This is a genomic window from Comamonas sp. 7D-2 (assembly GCF_022749555.1).
In the GTDB taxonomy this organism is placed as follows: Bacteria; Pseudomonadota; Gammaproteobacteria; order Burkholderiales; family Burkholderiaceae_C; genus Comamonas; species Comamonas thiooxydans.
The window spans coordinates 5,167,620-5,181,392 of the sequence record NZ_CP094238.1; the positions used below are offsets into that span (position 1 = coordinate 5,167,620).

Here is a 13,773-nt window from a genome sequence, read left to right on the forward strand (position 1 = left end):
ACGTTTCGATCAATACAAAAGCAGTCTTTGCAAGACTGCTTTTGTATTGGGAAGCCTTCGATTATAGCACCATTAGCGCTATCATTTTTGGTGGAGGATGACGGGATCGAACCGACGACCCCCTGCTTGCAAAGCAGGTGCTCTCCCAGCTGAGCTAATCCCCCGGGATCCTCTGACCAGATATTGGAATCTTGGTGGGTCTAGTTGGGCTCGAACCAACGACCCCTGCGTTATCAACACAGTGCTCTAACCAGCTGAGCTACAGACCCATTCCACGCAGCCCACTTTTTCAGCAGGCCACCTGGCTTGTTCCAACAACCGATAAGTGTGGACGTTCAATTTGAAGCAGCATTTTTCCAGAAAGGAGGTGATCCAGCCGCACCTTCCGATACGGCTACCTTGTTACGACTTCACCCCAGTCACGAACCCCGCCGTGGTAAGCGCCCTCCTTGCGGTTAGGCTACCTACTTCTGGCGAGACCCGCTCCCATGGTGTGACGGGCGGTGTGTACAAGACCCGGGAACGTATTCACCGTGACATTCTGATCCACGATTACTAGCGATTCCGACTTCACGCAGTCGAGTTGCAGACTGCGATCCGGACTACGACTGGCTTTATGGGATTAGCTCCCCCTCGCGGGTTGGCAACCCTTTGTACCAGCCATTGTATGACGTGTGTAGCCCCACCTATAAGGGCCATGAGGACTTGACGTCATCCCCACCTTCCTCCGGTTTGTCACCGGCAGTCCCATTAGAGTGCTCAACTGAATGTAGCAACTAATGGCAAGGGTTGCGCTCGTTGCGGGACTTAACCCAACATCTCACGACACGAGCTGACGACAGCCATGCAGCACCTGTGTGCAGGTTCTCTTTCGAGCACCAAACCATCTCTGGTAAGTTCCTGCCATGTCAAAGGTGGGTAAGGTTTTTCGCGTTGCATCGAATTAAACCACATCATCCACCGCTTGTGCGGGTCCCCGTCAATTCCTTTGAGTTTCAACCTTGCGGCCGTACTCCCCAGGCGGTCAACTTCACGCGTTAGCTTCGTTACTGAGTCAGTTAAGACCCAACAACCAGTTGACATCGTTTAGGGCGTGGACTACCAGGGTATCTAATCCTGTTTGCTCCCCACGCTTTCGTGCATGAGCGTCAGTGCAGGCCCAGGGGATTGCCTTCGCCATCGGTGTTCCTCCGCATATCTACGCATTTCACTGCTACACGCGGAATTCCATCCCCCTCTGCCGCACTCTAGCCTTGCAGTCACAATGGCAGTTCCCAGGTTGAGCCCGGGGATTTCACCACTGTCTTACAAAACCGCCTGCGCACGCTTTACGCCCAGTAATTCCGATTAACGCTTGCACCCTACGTATTACCGCGGCTGCTGGCACGTAGTTAGCCGGTGCTTATTCTTACGGTACCGTCATGACCCGGGGATATTAGCCCCAGGCTTTTCGTTCCGTACAAAAGCAGTTTACAACCCGAGGGCCTTCATCCTGCACGCGGCATTGCTGGATCAGGCTTTCGCCCATTGTCCAAAATTCCCCACTGCTGCCTCCCGTAGGAGTCTGGGCCGTGTCTCAGTCCCAGTGTGGCTGGTCGTCCTCTCAGACCAGCTACAGATCGCAGGCTTGGTAAGCCTTTACCCCACCAACTACCTAATCTGCCATCAGCCGCTCTAGTAGCACAAGGCCCGAAGGTCCCCTGCTTTCATCCGTAGATCTCATGCGGTATTAGCTACTCTTTCGAGTAGTTATCCCCCACTACTAGGCACGTTCCGATGTATTACTCACCCGTTCGCCACTCGTCAGCATCCGAAGACCTGTTACCGTTCGACTTGCATGTGTAAAGCATGCCGCCAGCGTTCAATCTGAGCCAGGATCAAACTCTATAGTTCGATCTTGAATTTAAAGTCTTTCGACTGCTCACTCACTTGACGGAATCAAGAAGAATAAATTCTTCCTCATTACTGTTTTTGTGAGCGCTTGATAACTCCGAAGAGTTTGCTCCGAAGAACTGGCTGCTTGCCCTCAAACGCCCACGCTTATCGGCTGTATTTTTTAAGGAACCGAGTGCAAAACCGGAAGTACCGATCTTGAATCTCGTTGCTTGCTGCGATCAGCGAAGCCTTGAATTCTATCACAACTTTGCCGCCTGATTTCTTTCAGATCGACTAGCAAAAATTTGCATTTCGCTCAGTGAAGCCTTGCATTGTACACAGATTTTGGCAGGCCAGGCAACATCCACACGGACATCCAGACAAAGAACCCCGGCAGGCCCTGCCTGCCGGGGTTCTTTGTCGCTTCTCAGGCGCTAGCTGCCTGCTCCAATGCATCAACAAACAGTGCTGCCACATCGCAGCCGGTCTGATCAAAGATCTCCTGGAAGCAGGTGGGACTGGTCACATTGATCTCGGTGACGTTGTGACCAATCACATCCAGTCCGATCAATAGCAGGCCACGCTGCACCAAACGCTCCCCAATGAACTCGGCAATTGCCTTGTCCTGCTGCACCAATGGCTGGGCAACCCCCTTGCCGCCAGCCGCCAGATTGCCACGCACCTCATTGCCCTGCGGAATGCGTGCCAGGCAGAACGGCACGGGCTTGCCGCCGATGATGAGCACCCGCTTGTCGCCATGAACGATGTCGGGCAGGAATTTCTGCACCATGACGCTGGTGGAGCCGCCCTGATTCAGGGTTTCGATGATGCTGCCGAGATTGCGGCCGTCTTCGCCAACCCGGAAGATGCCCATGCCGCCCATGCCGTCCAGCGGCTTGAGGATGATGTCCTTGTGCTCTGCATGAAAAGCACGGATGTCCTGGGCGCTGCGCGTGACCAGGGTGGGCGAGATGAACTGTGCAAACTCCATGATGGCGAGCTTTTCGGGATGCTCGCGCAGTGCGCTGGGTTTGTTGAAGACCTTGGCGCCCTCACGCTCGGCCTGACCGAGCATGTGCGTGGCGTAGAAGAACTCGGAATCGAAGGGCGGATCCTTGCGCATGACGATGGCATCAAAATCTGCCAGTGCCGTCAAAGCGCTTCGCGTCTCCTCAAACCAGCGGTCTTGTTCCCCGGTCAGGCTGATGTGACGCACCTGCGCCATGACCTTGCCGCCGCTTTGCCAGGAGATATGGCGGGGCTCGCAGGCCACGATCTGGTGTCCTCGGCGTTGAGCCTCACGCATCATGGCAAAGGTGGAGTCCTTGTAGATGACAAAGGATTCCAGCGGATCGGCAACAAACAGTATTTGCATGGTGAAAAACTCTAGCGGTAGAGGTAGATACCGGCATCATGCCCAGCCGGGCAAAACACCACAATATGACGGCAGATACTCAGGTCCTGCGCGCACGCAGGCTCTGGACAAGCAAGGCCAGGCTTCCAGCGACCACGCCCCAGAAGGCCGAGCCCACCCCTGCGATGACGACGCCGCTGAGCGTGACCAGAAAGGTGATGAGCGCTGCCTCTCGGTGCTTTTCCTCCTTGAAGGCCGTCGCCATGCCGCCGCCTATGGAGCCCAGCAGGGCCAGTCCGGCGATGCAGGCCACCAGCTCCTTGGGAAAGGCCGTCAGCAGGCCCGTGACCACCGCACCAAAGACACCTATCAAAATATATAGCAGTCCGCACACAGCAGCGGCGGTATAGCGCTTGTCCCTGTCCTCATGCGCCTCGTCTCCCATGCAGATCGCCGCCGTGATGGCGCTGAGGTTGAGGGCATAGCCGCCAAACGGTGCCAGCAGCAAGGTCGCCACGCCGGTCATGCTGATGACCTTGGACACCGGTATCGGATAGCCCGTGGCGCGTATCACCGCCACGCCCGGCAGATTCTGCGAAGCCATGGTCACGACAAACAGGGGCAACGCCAGGCTGATGAGCGCCTGCAGCGAGAACTCGGGAGCCGTATAGACCGGCATGGCCAGCCCGCCATGCACAGCCGACCACTGCATCTGCCCGCTCAGCGCCGCCCAGGCGGTTCCGGCCAGCAGGGTGATGATGACCGCATAGCGAGGCGCCATACGCCGCGAAAGCAGATAGGCAAGCAGCATGACCAGCACCAGGGACAGATTGGTTTCGGCCGCAGAGAAAGCCTGCATGCCGAACTTGGCCAGCACGCCGGCCAGCAGGGCCGACGCAATTTCCATGGGGATGCGGTTCATGATGCGCTCGAACCAGCCGGTCACCCCCACCAGAATGATGAGTGCCGCGCTGACAATAAAGGCACCGATCGCCTCCCCCATGGAGAAACCACCCGCCAGCCCGGCGGTCGCCAGCACCGCCGCCCCTGGGGTGGACCAGGCCACCATGACTGGCATGCGCAGAATCAGCGACGGGAGCAGCGAACACAGACCCATGCCCAGACCCAGTGCCCAGATCCAGGAAGTAATCTGCTCAGGCGTGGCATGAAACGCCTGCGCCGCCTGAAACACCAGGGCTACCGAGCTGGTAAAGCCCACAAGCACGGCCACAAAGCCTGCGGCCACGGCGGCAGGACTCAAGTCTTTGAAAAAGCGCATCCGTGCATTCTGGCACCAGCACCACCCAAAATGATGCACTCCGCGTAAGCGCGAATGACGAAGCCCATCATCACATCAAAATCAATAGCTATCAGCGCTTGCTGATAAAGAGCCAAAGGCCTATTTGACTCAAAGTATTTACAGCTCGATCTTGGAGCCCAGCTCCACCACCGAGTTGCTCGGGAGGTGCAGGAAATCAGCAACCCGGCTCGCGTTCTTGTGCATCTGCGCGAACAGCTTTTCGCGCCAGTGCGCCATGGAGTTGTTCATGCGCGGGATGATCACATCACGCGAAAGGAAATAGCTGGTGGACATGGAGTCCAGCTTGCAGCCCTGGGTACGCAGCTGCGCCAGCGCCGCAGGCACATCGGGCTCGTTCTTGAAGCCGTAGTGGATGATGACTTCCCAGCAGTCGCCGCCCAGCGACTCGGACTCCACCCGCTTGTCCATCCCGACCCAGGGCACTTCGTGGTTGCGTACGGTCACAAAGAGATTGCGCTCATGCAGCACTTTGTTGTGCTTGAGGTTATGGAGAAGCGCATGCGGCACGGTGCCGGGCTCCCCCGAGAGGAAAACCGCCGTGCCGGGCACGCGCGTGGGCGGATGACGCCAGGTGGATTCCAGAAACTGACGCAGATCCAGCGCATCCGCCTGCAACTTCTGATGCAGCAGCTCGCGCCCTCGGCGCCAGGTCATCATCAGGGTAAAGACCGTGCCACCGATCAGCAGCGGGAACCAGCCGCCTTCAAACAGCTTGAGCAGATTCGAGGCGAAGAAAGCCAGATCCACCACGAAGAAGAAGCCCGTCGCCAGCAGGCACAAGGCCAGCGAATAGTTCCAGCGATAGCGGATGACAAAGAAGGTCAGCATGGTGGTGATCAGCATGTCCAGCGTCACCGCAATACCGTAGGCCGCCGCCAGATTGCCGCTATTGCGAAACAGCAGAACAGCCAGCGCAATCGCCACAAACAGACCCCAGTTGACCAGAGGCATATAGATCTGGCCAGTCTCCTTCACACTGGTGTGGCGTACTTCAAAGCGAGGGAAGTAGCCCAGCTGAATGACCTGACGCGTCACGCTGAAGGCCCCCGTGATCAGCGCCTGCGAGGCGATCACCGTGGCCATGGTGGCCATGATGACCAGCGGCAGCAGCGCCCAGCTGGGCGCCATCATGAAAAACGGGTTCTTGACTGCCTCGGGATTGGCCAGCAGCAAAGCGCCCTGACCGAAGTAATTCAAGGTCAGCGCCGGCATGGCAACGCTGAACCAGGCCAGGCGGATCGGCTTCTTGCCGAAGTGCCCGAGATCGGCATACAGAGCCTCGGCACCGGTCACACAGAGCACGACCGAACCCAGAATGATGAAGCTGATGCCCGGGCTGTTCCAGATGAAGCGGACCGCGTAATGCGGGCTGAGTGCCGCCAGGATTTCCGGATGCCCCATGATCTGGTGCACACCCAGCAGGGCGATACAGGCAAACCAGGTCACGGTGACAGGGCCAAAGAACTTGCCTATGCCTGCAGTGCCGCGCTTTTGCACGAAGAACAGCAGAAACAGAATCACCAGCGTCAGCGGAATCACGGCCTTGGTGAAATGTGGCGAGATGACCTCCAGGCCCTCGACCGCCGAGAGCACGGAAATCGCCGGAGTGATAACGCCATCGCCATAGAAAAGCGAGGTGCCGAACATACCCACCAGAAACAACGTGCTGGACAGTCGCGGCCTGTCCTTGACCGTCTGCGAGGCCAGGGCCAGCATGGCCACCAGCCCGCCCTCGCCGTTGTTGTCGGCGCGCAGCACCAGGGTCACGTACTTGAGGGAGACGATGACCGTGAGCGTCCAGAACAGTACCGATAGCACGCCATAGACGTTGGCCGGCGTGAACGGCACATAGCCTGAGCCGAAAACCTCCTTGACCGAGTACAAAACACTGGTTCCGATGTCTCCGTAGACGACACCGATCGCGCCCAGGGTCAGGGCGCCTAGCGAGGATTTCGAATTTTGCACGGTTCAGGAAGCGACTCGTAAGGCAGTCACCAAGTGATCAATTTGTCGGCATTGTGCGCTGTCCTCAGCGCCTGCGAAATCAGTCGTAAATTTCTGCGTCGGGATTAGTGGCTTCCAACTCGTAGCTGGCCGCCAACATGGCCAAACGTGCTATCACGCCATACATATAGAAGCGGTTGGGTGCGCTGGCGCCCGGACGTGCGCTGGCCTGAGGCAGGTGGTTGCTCTGCTGGAAAGCCAGCGGCACGTAGCCCGCACCGGGAGCATTGAGGTTCTCGTCCTCGCCGCGCTCGGGGTGCATGCGGTAGAAACCGCCCACCACATAGCGATCCATCATGTAGACCACGGGCTCGGCCACGGCGTTGTGCATGCGCTCATAGGTCAGCACGCCCTCCTGCACGATGACGTCATGCACGGTCTGGCCGTCCTTGATGACGCCCATCTTGTTGCGGCTCTTGCGCGGCAGCGCAGCCAGCTCCTTGGCGTCGCGCACGGTCATCACGCCCATGCCATAAGTGCCGTTGTCGGCCTTGACCACGGCAAACGGCTTTTCCTTGATGCCGTATTCCTTGTACTTGCGGCGCACCTTGGAGAGGATCACGTCCACCTGCTCGGCCAGGGCCTCCATGCCAGTGCCTTCGGCAAAGTCGATGTTCTCCACATGACCGAACAAGGGGTTGATCAGCCAGGGGTCGATGCCCAGCAGCTTGCCGAAGCGCTTGCCGACTTCCTCGTAGCTCTGGAAGTGACGGCTCTTGCGGCGCACATTCCAGCCTGCATGCAGCGGCGGCAGCAGGTATTGCTCGTACAGCTCCTCGATAATGCCGGGCACGCCGGTGGAGAGGTCGTTGTTGAGCAAAATGGTGCAGGGGTCGAAATCCTTGAGGCCCAGACGGCGCTTGCTGCGGATCACCGGCTCCAGCTTGATCTCGTCGCCCAGGGGCAGCGTGATGGACAGCGTCTTCTTGATCTCGGGGCTGATGGAGCCGATGCGCACATTGAGACCCGCCATGCTGAAGATGCGCTTGAGCTGCAGCACGCTGGCCAGATAGTGGGTGTTGCGCGTGTGGTTCTCGGGAATGATGAGCAGATTGCGCGCCTCGGGGCATATCTTTTCGATGGCAGCCATCGCAGCCTGGACAGCCAGTGGCAACATTTCATCGGTCAGGTTGTTCCAGCCGCCTGGAAACAGGTTGGTATCCACCGGTGCCAGCTTGAAACCCGCATTACGAATATCCACCGAACAGTAGAACGGCGGCGTGTGCTCCATCCATTCCAGGCGGAACCAACGCTCAATGGCAGGCATGGAGTCAAGAATGCGCTGCTCAAGTTCGTTAATGGGGCCGGTCAAAGCCGTGACGAGATGTGGAACCATAAATACCCTCAGGAGACGATGGTGGGGGGCAATTGTAGAGATTGAAGCATGAGATAGGTGTTTTCCCCAGTCTTTGTTTCAACGACGCCAGAACGCCGGTGACAGCAAAGCCATGAAACTCAGTATCTCGAGCCGCCCCAACAGCATGCCCAGAGTACACACCCAGATCTGGAAATCCGTCAACACCGTGTAGTTGGATGATGGGCCAACCGCGCCCAGTCCCGGTCCCATGCAGTGCACGCTGGCCAGCACGGCAGAGAACGCGGTCAGAGGGTCGAGATCGGTCAGCAGCAGCACCATGCTCAGCACAATGACGGTGGCACCGTAAACCAGCATGTAGGCCAGCACCGAAAAAATCATCGGGTTATCTACCACCGCATCGCCCAGCCGCACCGGCTGCACGGCGCGCGGGTGCACCAGACGTGTCATCTCGCGCCTGGCCTGCTTGACCAGAATCAGCATGCGCACCATCTTGATGCCGCCGCCGGTCGAGCCTGCGCTGGTGGCCACCCCCGACAACAGCAACAGCAAAACAGGAATGAACACCGGCCAGGACAGATAGTCCGTGGTGGAAAAGCCGGTGGTCGTGGCGACCGAGACCGTGTGGAACATGCCGTTGCGCAAGGCATCGAGCGGCCCATAGACCCCCTTGACCCAGAGCAGCAGCGCCACCAGCAGGCCCGAGCCCAGCAACACGCCGATCGTGGCGCGCATTTCGGGGTCGCGCATGAAACTATCGATACGCCCCTTGCGCATGGCCACGAAGTACAGCGCAAAGTTGCAACTTGCCAGCAACATGAACAGCAAGGCCGCGGCCTCCAGCAGCGGCGAGTTGAAATAGGCAAAGCTGGCATCGTGCGACGACAGCCCGCCCAGGCTCACCGTGGCGAACATATGCATCAGCGCATCCAGCGGCTGCATGCCGCAGGCCCAGAAGGTCAGAAAACAGCCAATGGAGAACAGCGCGTACACACCCCACAGGCCTTTGGCCGTCTCGGTAATACGCGGCGTGAGCTTGGTGTCCTTGACGGGACCTGCAGCTTCCGCTCTGAAAAGCTGAGCACCGCCGACACCCAGCAGTGGCAACACGGCCACGGCCAGAATCAGAATCCCCATACCCCCCATCCATTGCATGAAGGTACGCCAGACATTGATGGACACCGGCAACTGATCCAGACCGCTGAGCACCGTGGCCCCAGTCGTCGTCAGGCCCGATACGGCCTCGAAGTAGGCATGGGTGAGACTGATGGAAATGCCCACCCGGTTCAGCCCCATCATCAGCGGCACCATGGCACACAGCGGCAGCACTACCCAGACCAGGGTCACCAGAATCACGCCATGGCGCGGTTGCAGATCCTGCTTGTGACGGTGCAGCCCCCCCCACAGCAGCAGGCCCACGCCTACCGTCAGTCCGATCGACCAGGGATAGATGCGCCAGATGCCATCCTGCGTGAACCAGGAGATGCCAAAGGGCAGCAGCATGGCGCCGGCAAACATGATCATCAGCATGCCCAGCACACGCAGGACAGGAAGCAGGTCTTTCATGTGTGCAGCTTAGAAAAAGGTGGCGCTGACGCGGAACAGGTTTTCCACGTTGCGCACCAGTCGCTTGTTGGGCAGAAAGAACACCACATGGTCGCCGGATTCGATTACGGTATGGCTGCGCGGAATGATGACCTCGGTCTCCAATGCCGTGCCCGCCACTTCCTCGCAGGTCTTGCCTTCTGGAATGCCGCGTACGATGAGACCGATATGCACTTCCTCGGGCAGGCGCAGCTCTTCCACCTTGCGCCCCACCACACGCGAACTTTTGCGGTCGCCCCGCGCCACGATCTCCAGTGCCTCGGCAACGCCGCGGCGCAGGCTGTGCACGGCCTGCACATCGCCGCGGCGCACGTAAGCAAGGAACTCGCCCAGCATGGCCTGCGCCGGCGACAGCGCAATATCGATCTGCGTGCCGTGCATCAGGTCAGCATAGGCGCGGCGATTGATCAACGACAGCACGCGGCGCGCGCCCATGCGCTTGGCCAGCAGGCTGGACATGATGTTGTCCTCGTCGTCGTCCGTCAGCGCGAGGAACAGATCCACCTCCTCGATGCCCTCTTCCTCCAGCAGCGCCTCATCGGTGGCATCACCCTCCAGCACCAGCACTTCGGCAGGCAGCGCCGACGACAGGCTCAGACATTGCTGGGCGCTGGACTCGATGATCTTGACGTGAAAGCGCCCGGGCGTCTGCGCCAGCTTCCTGGCCAGCCGCAGGCTGACCTGACCTCCGCCCGCAATCATGATGCGGAACACTGGCCGGCTCGGGCGGCCTTCGGGCAGATTGATGGCCTTGAGAGCCTCGGACACATGCTCGGTCGCTGCCAGCATGAAGACCTCGTCGCCGGGCTCTATGCGCGTGGCCCCGTCGCAGCGCACAAACCGGTCTGGCTCGTCCATGAAACGGCGGTAGATCGCCACGATGCGCATGGCCAGCTCGGGCATGCGCTCGCGCACCTGGGCAATCTGCAGGCCCACAGCTGGCGCGCCGGCGCGCGCGCGCACCGAGGCCAATGCGGCCCGACCGCCCGCAAATGCGCGCACCTGCATGGCTTCCGGGTATTCGATGAGCTTGCGGATGTAATGGGTGACCGATTCCTCGGGACAGATGATGCGATCGACCGCAAAACCCTCCTTGCCCAGCACCGGGTCATCCACCGCAAAGCTGGACGAGCGCACCCGCGCAATGCGGGTGGGAATATCGAACACGGCCTGGGCAATCTTGCAGCAGACCAGGTTGGTCTCGTCCATGGAGGCGCAGGCGATCAGCAGGTCGGTATCCTTGGCGCCGGCCTCGGCCAGGACCTGGGGATCGATGCCGTTGCCAACCACACCGCGCAGGTCGAAGCGAGATTCCAGCTCACGCAATGCTCGCGCATCCGTGTCGATGACGGTGATTCCGTTTTGCTCGGACACCAGACTTTCGGCCACACTCTGGCCTACGCGCCCGGCACCCAGAATAATGATTTTCATGGTGTTATGGAAAGGGATCCAAGCTGCGGCATTGAGTCATATCCGGAAAAGACCGCGCCTGCAGCCTCTCCGGAAGACGGATTTCAGGAGCGGACTTCGCCGTCGCCCAAGACCACGTATTTGAGCGAAGTCAAGCCCTCTATGCCCACCGGACCACGCGCATGGAACTTGTCGGTGCTGATGCCGATCTCGGCGCCGAGTCCGAACTCGAAGCCATCGGCAAAGCGGGTGCTGGTATTGACCATGACGCTGGCCGAATCGACCTCGCGCAGGAATTTCTGCGCATGCAGGTGATTGGTGGTCAGAATCGACTCCGTATGGTGGCTGGAGTACTTGTTGATGTGTGCAATGGCCTCGTCCACACCGTCCACCAGCTTCACGCTGATGATGGGGGCCAGATATTCCTCGTACCAGTCCTGCTCCACTGCCTCGGCCAGCTTGGCATCCTTGACAGTCTGCAAAATAGCCAGGGCCTCGGCATCGCAGCGCATCTCCACGCCCTTGGCAGCATAGACGACACCGATCCTGGGCAGGAAGTCTGCAGCCACGGCGCGTGCCACCAGCAGGCTTTCGCTGGCGTTGCAGGGGCTGTACTTGTTGGTCTTGGCGTTGTCGGCCACCTTCACGGCCATGGCGATGTCGCAGGGATCATCCACATAGGTGTGGCAATTGCCATCCAGATGCTTGATGACGGGCACCTTGGCCTCGCGGCTGATGCGCTCGATCAGGCCCTTGCCGCCACGGGGGATGATGACGTCCACATAGTCGGGCATGGCGATGAGTTGACCCACGGCGTCACGGTCGGTGGTCTCCACCAGCTTGACGCCGTCTTCAGGCAGACCGGCCTCGGCCAGCGCCTGGGCCACCAGCCTGGCCAGCGCCTTGTTCGAGTCGATCGCCTCCGAGCCACCGCGCAAAATGCAGGCATTGCCGCTCTTGATCGAGAGGCTGGCCGCTTCGATGGTCACATTCGGGCGGCTTTCATAAATCATGCCGAACACGCCCAGGGGCACACGCATCTGGCCCACGCGGATACCGCTGGGCATTTGCTTGAGGCCGCTGATCTCGCCGATCACATCGGGCATGGCAGCCAGCTGCTCGCAGCCTTCGGCGCAGGTCTCCAGCACCTTGGGCGTCAGTCGCAGCCTGTCGACCATGGGCGCCGACAGGCCATTGGCCACGGCACGCTCCAGGTCGCGGGCATTGTCGATCTGCAGCGGCTCGACGTTCTCGCGAAGCAGACGGGCCAGCGCCTTGAGTGCTTTGTTTTTAGTAGCTGCAGACGCACGCGCCATCAGTGCAGAGGCGGCTTTTGCCTGTACACCGAGGTTGTGCATGTATTCGACGGTATTGAGCGCGTTCATGGCGTGATTTTCGCCGAGATAAGCAAGTTGCGCAGACAAGCCCGACCATGAGGGGGTTTATGGCCCTGCTGACACCTACACTCGGCCTCTGAATCGCAAGGAGACTTATGAGCCACAACACCACAGCGCTGCAGGAAAGCGCCCGCCAGCTCCAGCAGCTGCGCAGCGGATTCGAGCAGCTCGCCCGCTCACAGATCAGCGCCAGCGCCCTCGGCCAGCAGGCACGCGCCGCGACCACATTGCTTGCGGCACTGCCGCCACGCTATGGCGAGGTGCTGCTCAATCTGCTGGACCAGCTCGAATCCAGCGCGCTGTTCACCGAGGAAAGCTGCTCCTTCAGCCAGAAGGACCTGCTGGACAATCTTCGCCTATGGGCCGACAAGGCCCAAGCCCAGCTCACTGCCAATCCCGACTGAGCCGCAAATCAGCGCCCGGCCTGGGCCAGCTGCATGGCCAGCTGCCGCAGGGCCTGCCAGCTGTCGCGTGGCCAGCCCGCGCTGGGCAGGCCTTTGACAATTCCGTCCACGGCATGGGTAGCCTGGAGCAGTTCGGCCGCACGTGCATCGCTGACACGCGGCAGCAGCCGCTCCATCAGCCTCTCCTTGGGGCCCCAGATGCGGTTCTCGCGCAGCGCCATGGGCAGGGGCTTGCCGCCCGCCATGGCGTCCTTGACCCGCTTGATGTTTCGAATGTCCTCGGCCAGCGCCCAATGCACCAGCACCTCGGCCTCGCCTTCGGCCTGCAGGCCATCCAGCATGCGCATGCTGCGCGCCACCTGGCCCGATAGCACGGCCTCGGACAGCTTGAACACGTCGTAGCGCGCCACATTGAGCACGGCCTGCTCCACCTGCGCCAGACTCAGCTCGCCCTCGGGGTGCAGCAGGGCCAGTTTCTGAATTTCCTGGTGCGCGGCCAGCAGATTGCCTTCCACTCGGTCGGCAAAGAACTGCAGCGTGCGCTGGCCTTCTTCCCCGGCCGCCACGCGCTGGTTCTGCAGCGCCAGACGCTGGGCAATCCAATGCGGCAGCGCACCGCGCTCCACCGGGTCGACCTGGATGGAGACACCGTTGCCGTCCAGCGCCCCAAACCAGGCCCCGGTCCTGGTGGCCTTGTCCAGGCGCGGCAGACTGATCAGGGTCAGCGTGCTGTCGTTGCCCTGGGCGCTGCTGGCCAGCTGCTGCAGCGCAGCACTACCATCCTTGCCGGGTTTGCCGCTGGGAATACGAATTTCGAGAATCTGCTTGTCCGCAAACAGGCTCAGGCTGCCGCCGGCCGCCAGCACGCCGCTCCAGTCAAAGTGCGCGCCCATGACGGTATAGCTGCTGCGCTCGGTATAGCCCTGAGCACGCGCCGCTGCACGAATCGCGTCGGCCGCTTCCTGCTGCTGCAAGGGCTCATCGCCATGCAGCACATAGAGCGAGCGCAAGCCCTTGGCCAGATGGGAGGGAAGCTGGTTCAGCGCAAGCTGCATGGAGAAAAGTTTTCTATAAAAAGTATCTGAAAC

Annotated in this window: 9 protein-coding genes, 2 tRNA genes and 1 rRNA gene; 1 reads left to right on the top strand and 11 read right to left on the bottom strand. The window is 60.2% G+C overall.

The annotated features are described in order from the left end of the window. Window positions 1-88: 88 nt before the first annotated feature. The 10 genes from MPZ60_RS23815 to MPZ60_RS23860 all read right to left on the bottom strand — a co-directional run bounded on the left by MPZ60_RS23815 (window position 89) and on the right by MPZ60_RS23860 (window position 12,269). Window positions 89-164 (bottom strand) — tRNA-Ala (locus MPZ60_RS23815). A 28-nt stretch (window positions 165-192) separates the two neighbouring features. Beyond that, a tRNA-Ile gene (locus MPZ60_RS23820) sits at window positions 193-269 on the bottom strand. Window positions 270-360: 91 nt separating this feature from the next. Continuing rightward, a 16S ribosomal RNA gene (locus MPZ60_RS23825) occupies window positions 361-1,893 on the bottom strand. Between the two features lie 409 nt (window positions 1,894-2,302). Continuing rightward, window positions 2,303-3,250 carry a glutathione synthase gene (gshB, locus tag MPZ60_RS23830; RefSeq protein WP_034350733.1) on the bottom strand — a complete coding sequence of 316 codons (948 nt, stop codon included), beginning with the start codon at window positions 3,248-3,250 and terminating at the stop codon, window positions 2,303-2,305. Between the two features lie 79 nt (window positions 3,251-3,329). Further along, window positions 3,330-4,508: a benzoate/H(+) symporter BenE family transporter gene (locus MPZ60_RS23835; protein WP_034350734.1), complete on the bottom strand. Its 1,179-nt coding sequence runs from the start codon at window positions 4,506-4,508 to the stop codon at window positions 3,330-3,332. Window positions 4,509-4,646: 138 nt separating this feature from the next. Further along, window positions 4,647-6,515 carry a potassium transporter Kup gene (locus MPZ60_RS23840; RefSeq protein WP_034350735.1) on the bottom strand — a complete coding sequence of 623 codons (1,869 nt, stop codon included), beginning with the start codon at window positions 6,513-6,515 and terminating at the stop codon, window positions 4,647-4,649. A 79-nt stretch (window positions 6,516-6,594) separates the two neighbouring features. After that, the gene (gshA, locus tag MPZ60_RS23845; RefSeq protein WP_004340452.1) at window positions 6,595-7,890 is read right to left on the bottom strand and encodes a glutamate--cysteine ligase; all 1,296 of its coding nucleotides are present in this window, start codon (window positions 7,888-7,890) and stop codon (window positions 6,595-6,597) included. A gap of 78 nt (window positions 7,891-7,968) precedes the next feature. Further along, window positions 7,969-9,435, bottom strand: coding sequence for a TrkH family potassium uptake protein (locus MPZ60_RS23850; RefSeq protein ID WP_004340449.1), 1,467 nt, complete (start codon window positions 9,433-9,435; stop codon window positions 7,969-7,971). A gap of 9 nt (window positions 9,436-9,444) precedes the next feature. After that, window positions 9,445-10,905: a Trk system potassium transporter TrkA gene (gene trkA / locus MPZ60_RS23855; protein ID WP_034350736.1), complete on the bottom strand. Its 1,461-nt coding sequence runs from the start codon at window positions 10,903-10,905 to the stop codon at window positions 9,445-9,447. Window positions 10,906-10,988: 83 nt separating this feature from the next. Further along, the gene (locus tag MPZ60_RS23860; protein WP_034350738.1) at window positions 10,989-12,269 is read right to left on the bottom strand and encodes a glutamate-5-semialdehyde dehydrogenase; all 1,281 of its coding nucleotides are present in this window, start codon (window positions 12,267-12,269) and stop codon (window positions 10,989-10,991) included. Between the two features lie 107 nt (window positions 12,270-12,376). On the opposite strand from MPZ60_RS23860, the gene MPZ60_RS23865 reads away from it, so the two are divergent. Then, complete coding sequence (locus MPZ60_RS23865) at window positions 12,377-12,685, top strand: hypothetical protein (protein WP_242881933.1); 309 nt, start codon at window positions 12,377-12,379, stop codon at window positions 12,683-12,685. 8 nt (window positions 12,686-12,693) lie between these two features. Here MPZ60_RS23865 and holA read toward each other — a convergent pair whose 3' ends face one another. Continuing rightward, window positions 12,694-13,740: a DNA polymerase III subunit delta gene (gene holA / locus MPZ60_RS23870; protein WP_034350742.1), complete on the bottom strand. Its 1,047-nt coding sequence runs from the start codon at window positions 13,738-13,740 to the stop codon at window positions 12,694-12,696. Window positions 13,741-13,773 lie beyond the last annotated feature (33 nt).

Coding starts and splice junctions, on each gene's coding strand:
- MPZ60_RS23850 (WP_004340449.1), bottom strand. CDS start 9,435: ATGAAAGACCTGCTTCCTGTCCTGCGTGTGCTGGGCATGCTGATGATC.
- MPZ60_RS23860 (WP_034350738.1), bottom strand. CDS start 12,269: ATGAACGCGCTCAATACCGTCGAATACATGCACAACCTCGGTGTACAG.
- gshA (WP_004340452.1), bottom strand. CDS start 7,890: ATGGTTCCACATCTCGTCACGGCTTTGACCGGCCCCATTAACGAACTT.
- MPZ60_RS23865 (WP_242881933.1), top strand. CDS start 12,377: ATGAGCCACAACACCACAGCGCTGCAGGAAAGCGCCCGCCAGCTCCAG.
- gshB (WP_034350733.1), bottom strand. CDS start 3,250: ATGCAAATACTGTTTGTTGCCGATCCGCTGGAATCCTTTGTCATCTAC.
- MPZ60_RS23835 (WP_034350734.1), bottom strand. CDS start 4,508: ATGCGCTTTTTCAAAGACTTGAGTCCTGCCGCCGTGGCCGCAGGCTTT.
- holA (WP_034350742.1), bottom strand. CDS start 13,740: ATGCAGCTTGCGCTGAACCAGCTTCCCTCCCATCTGGCCAAGGGCTTG.
- trkA (WP_034350736.1), bottom strand. CDS start 10,905: ATGAAAATCATTATTCTGGGTGCCGGGCGCGTAGGCCAGAGTGTGGCC.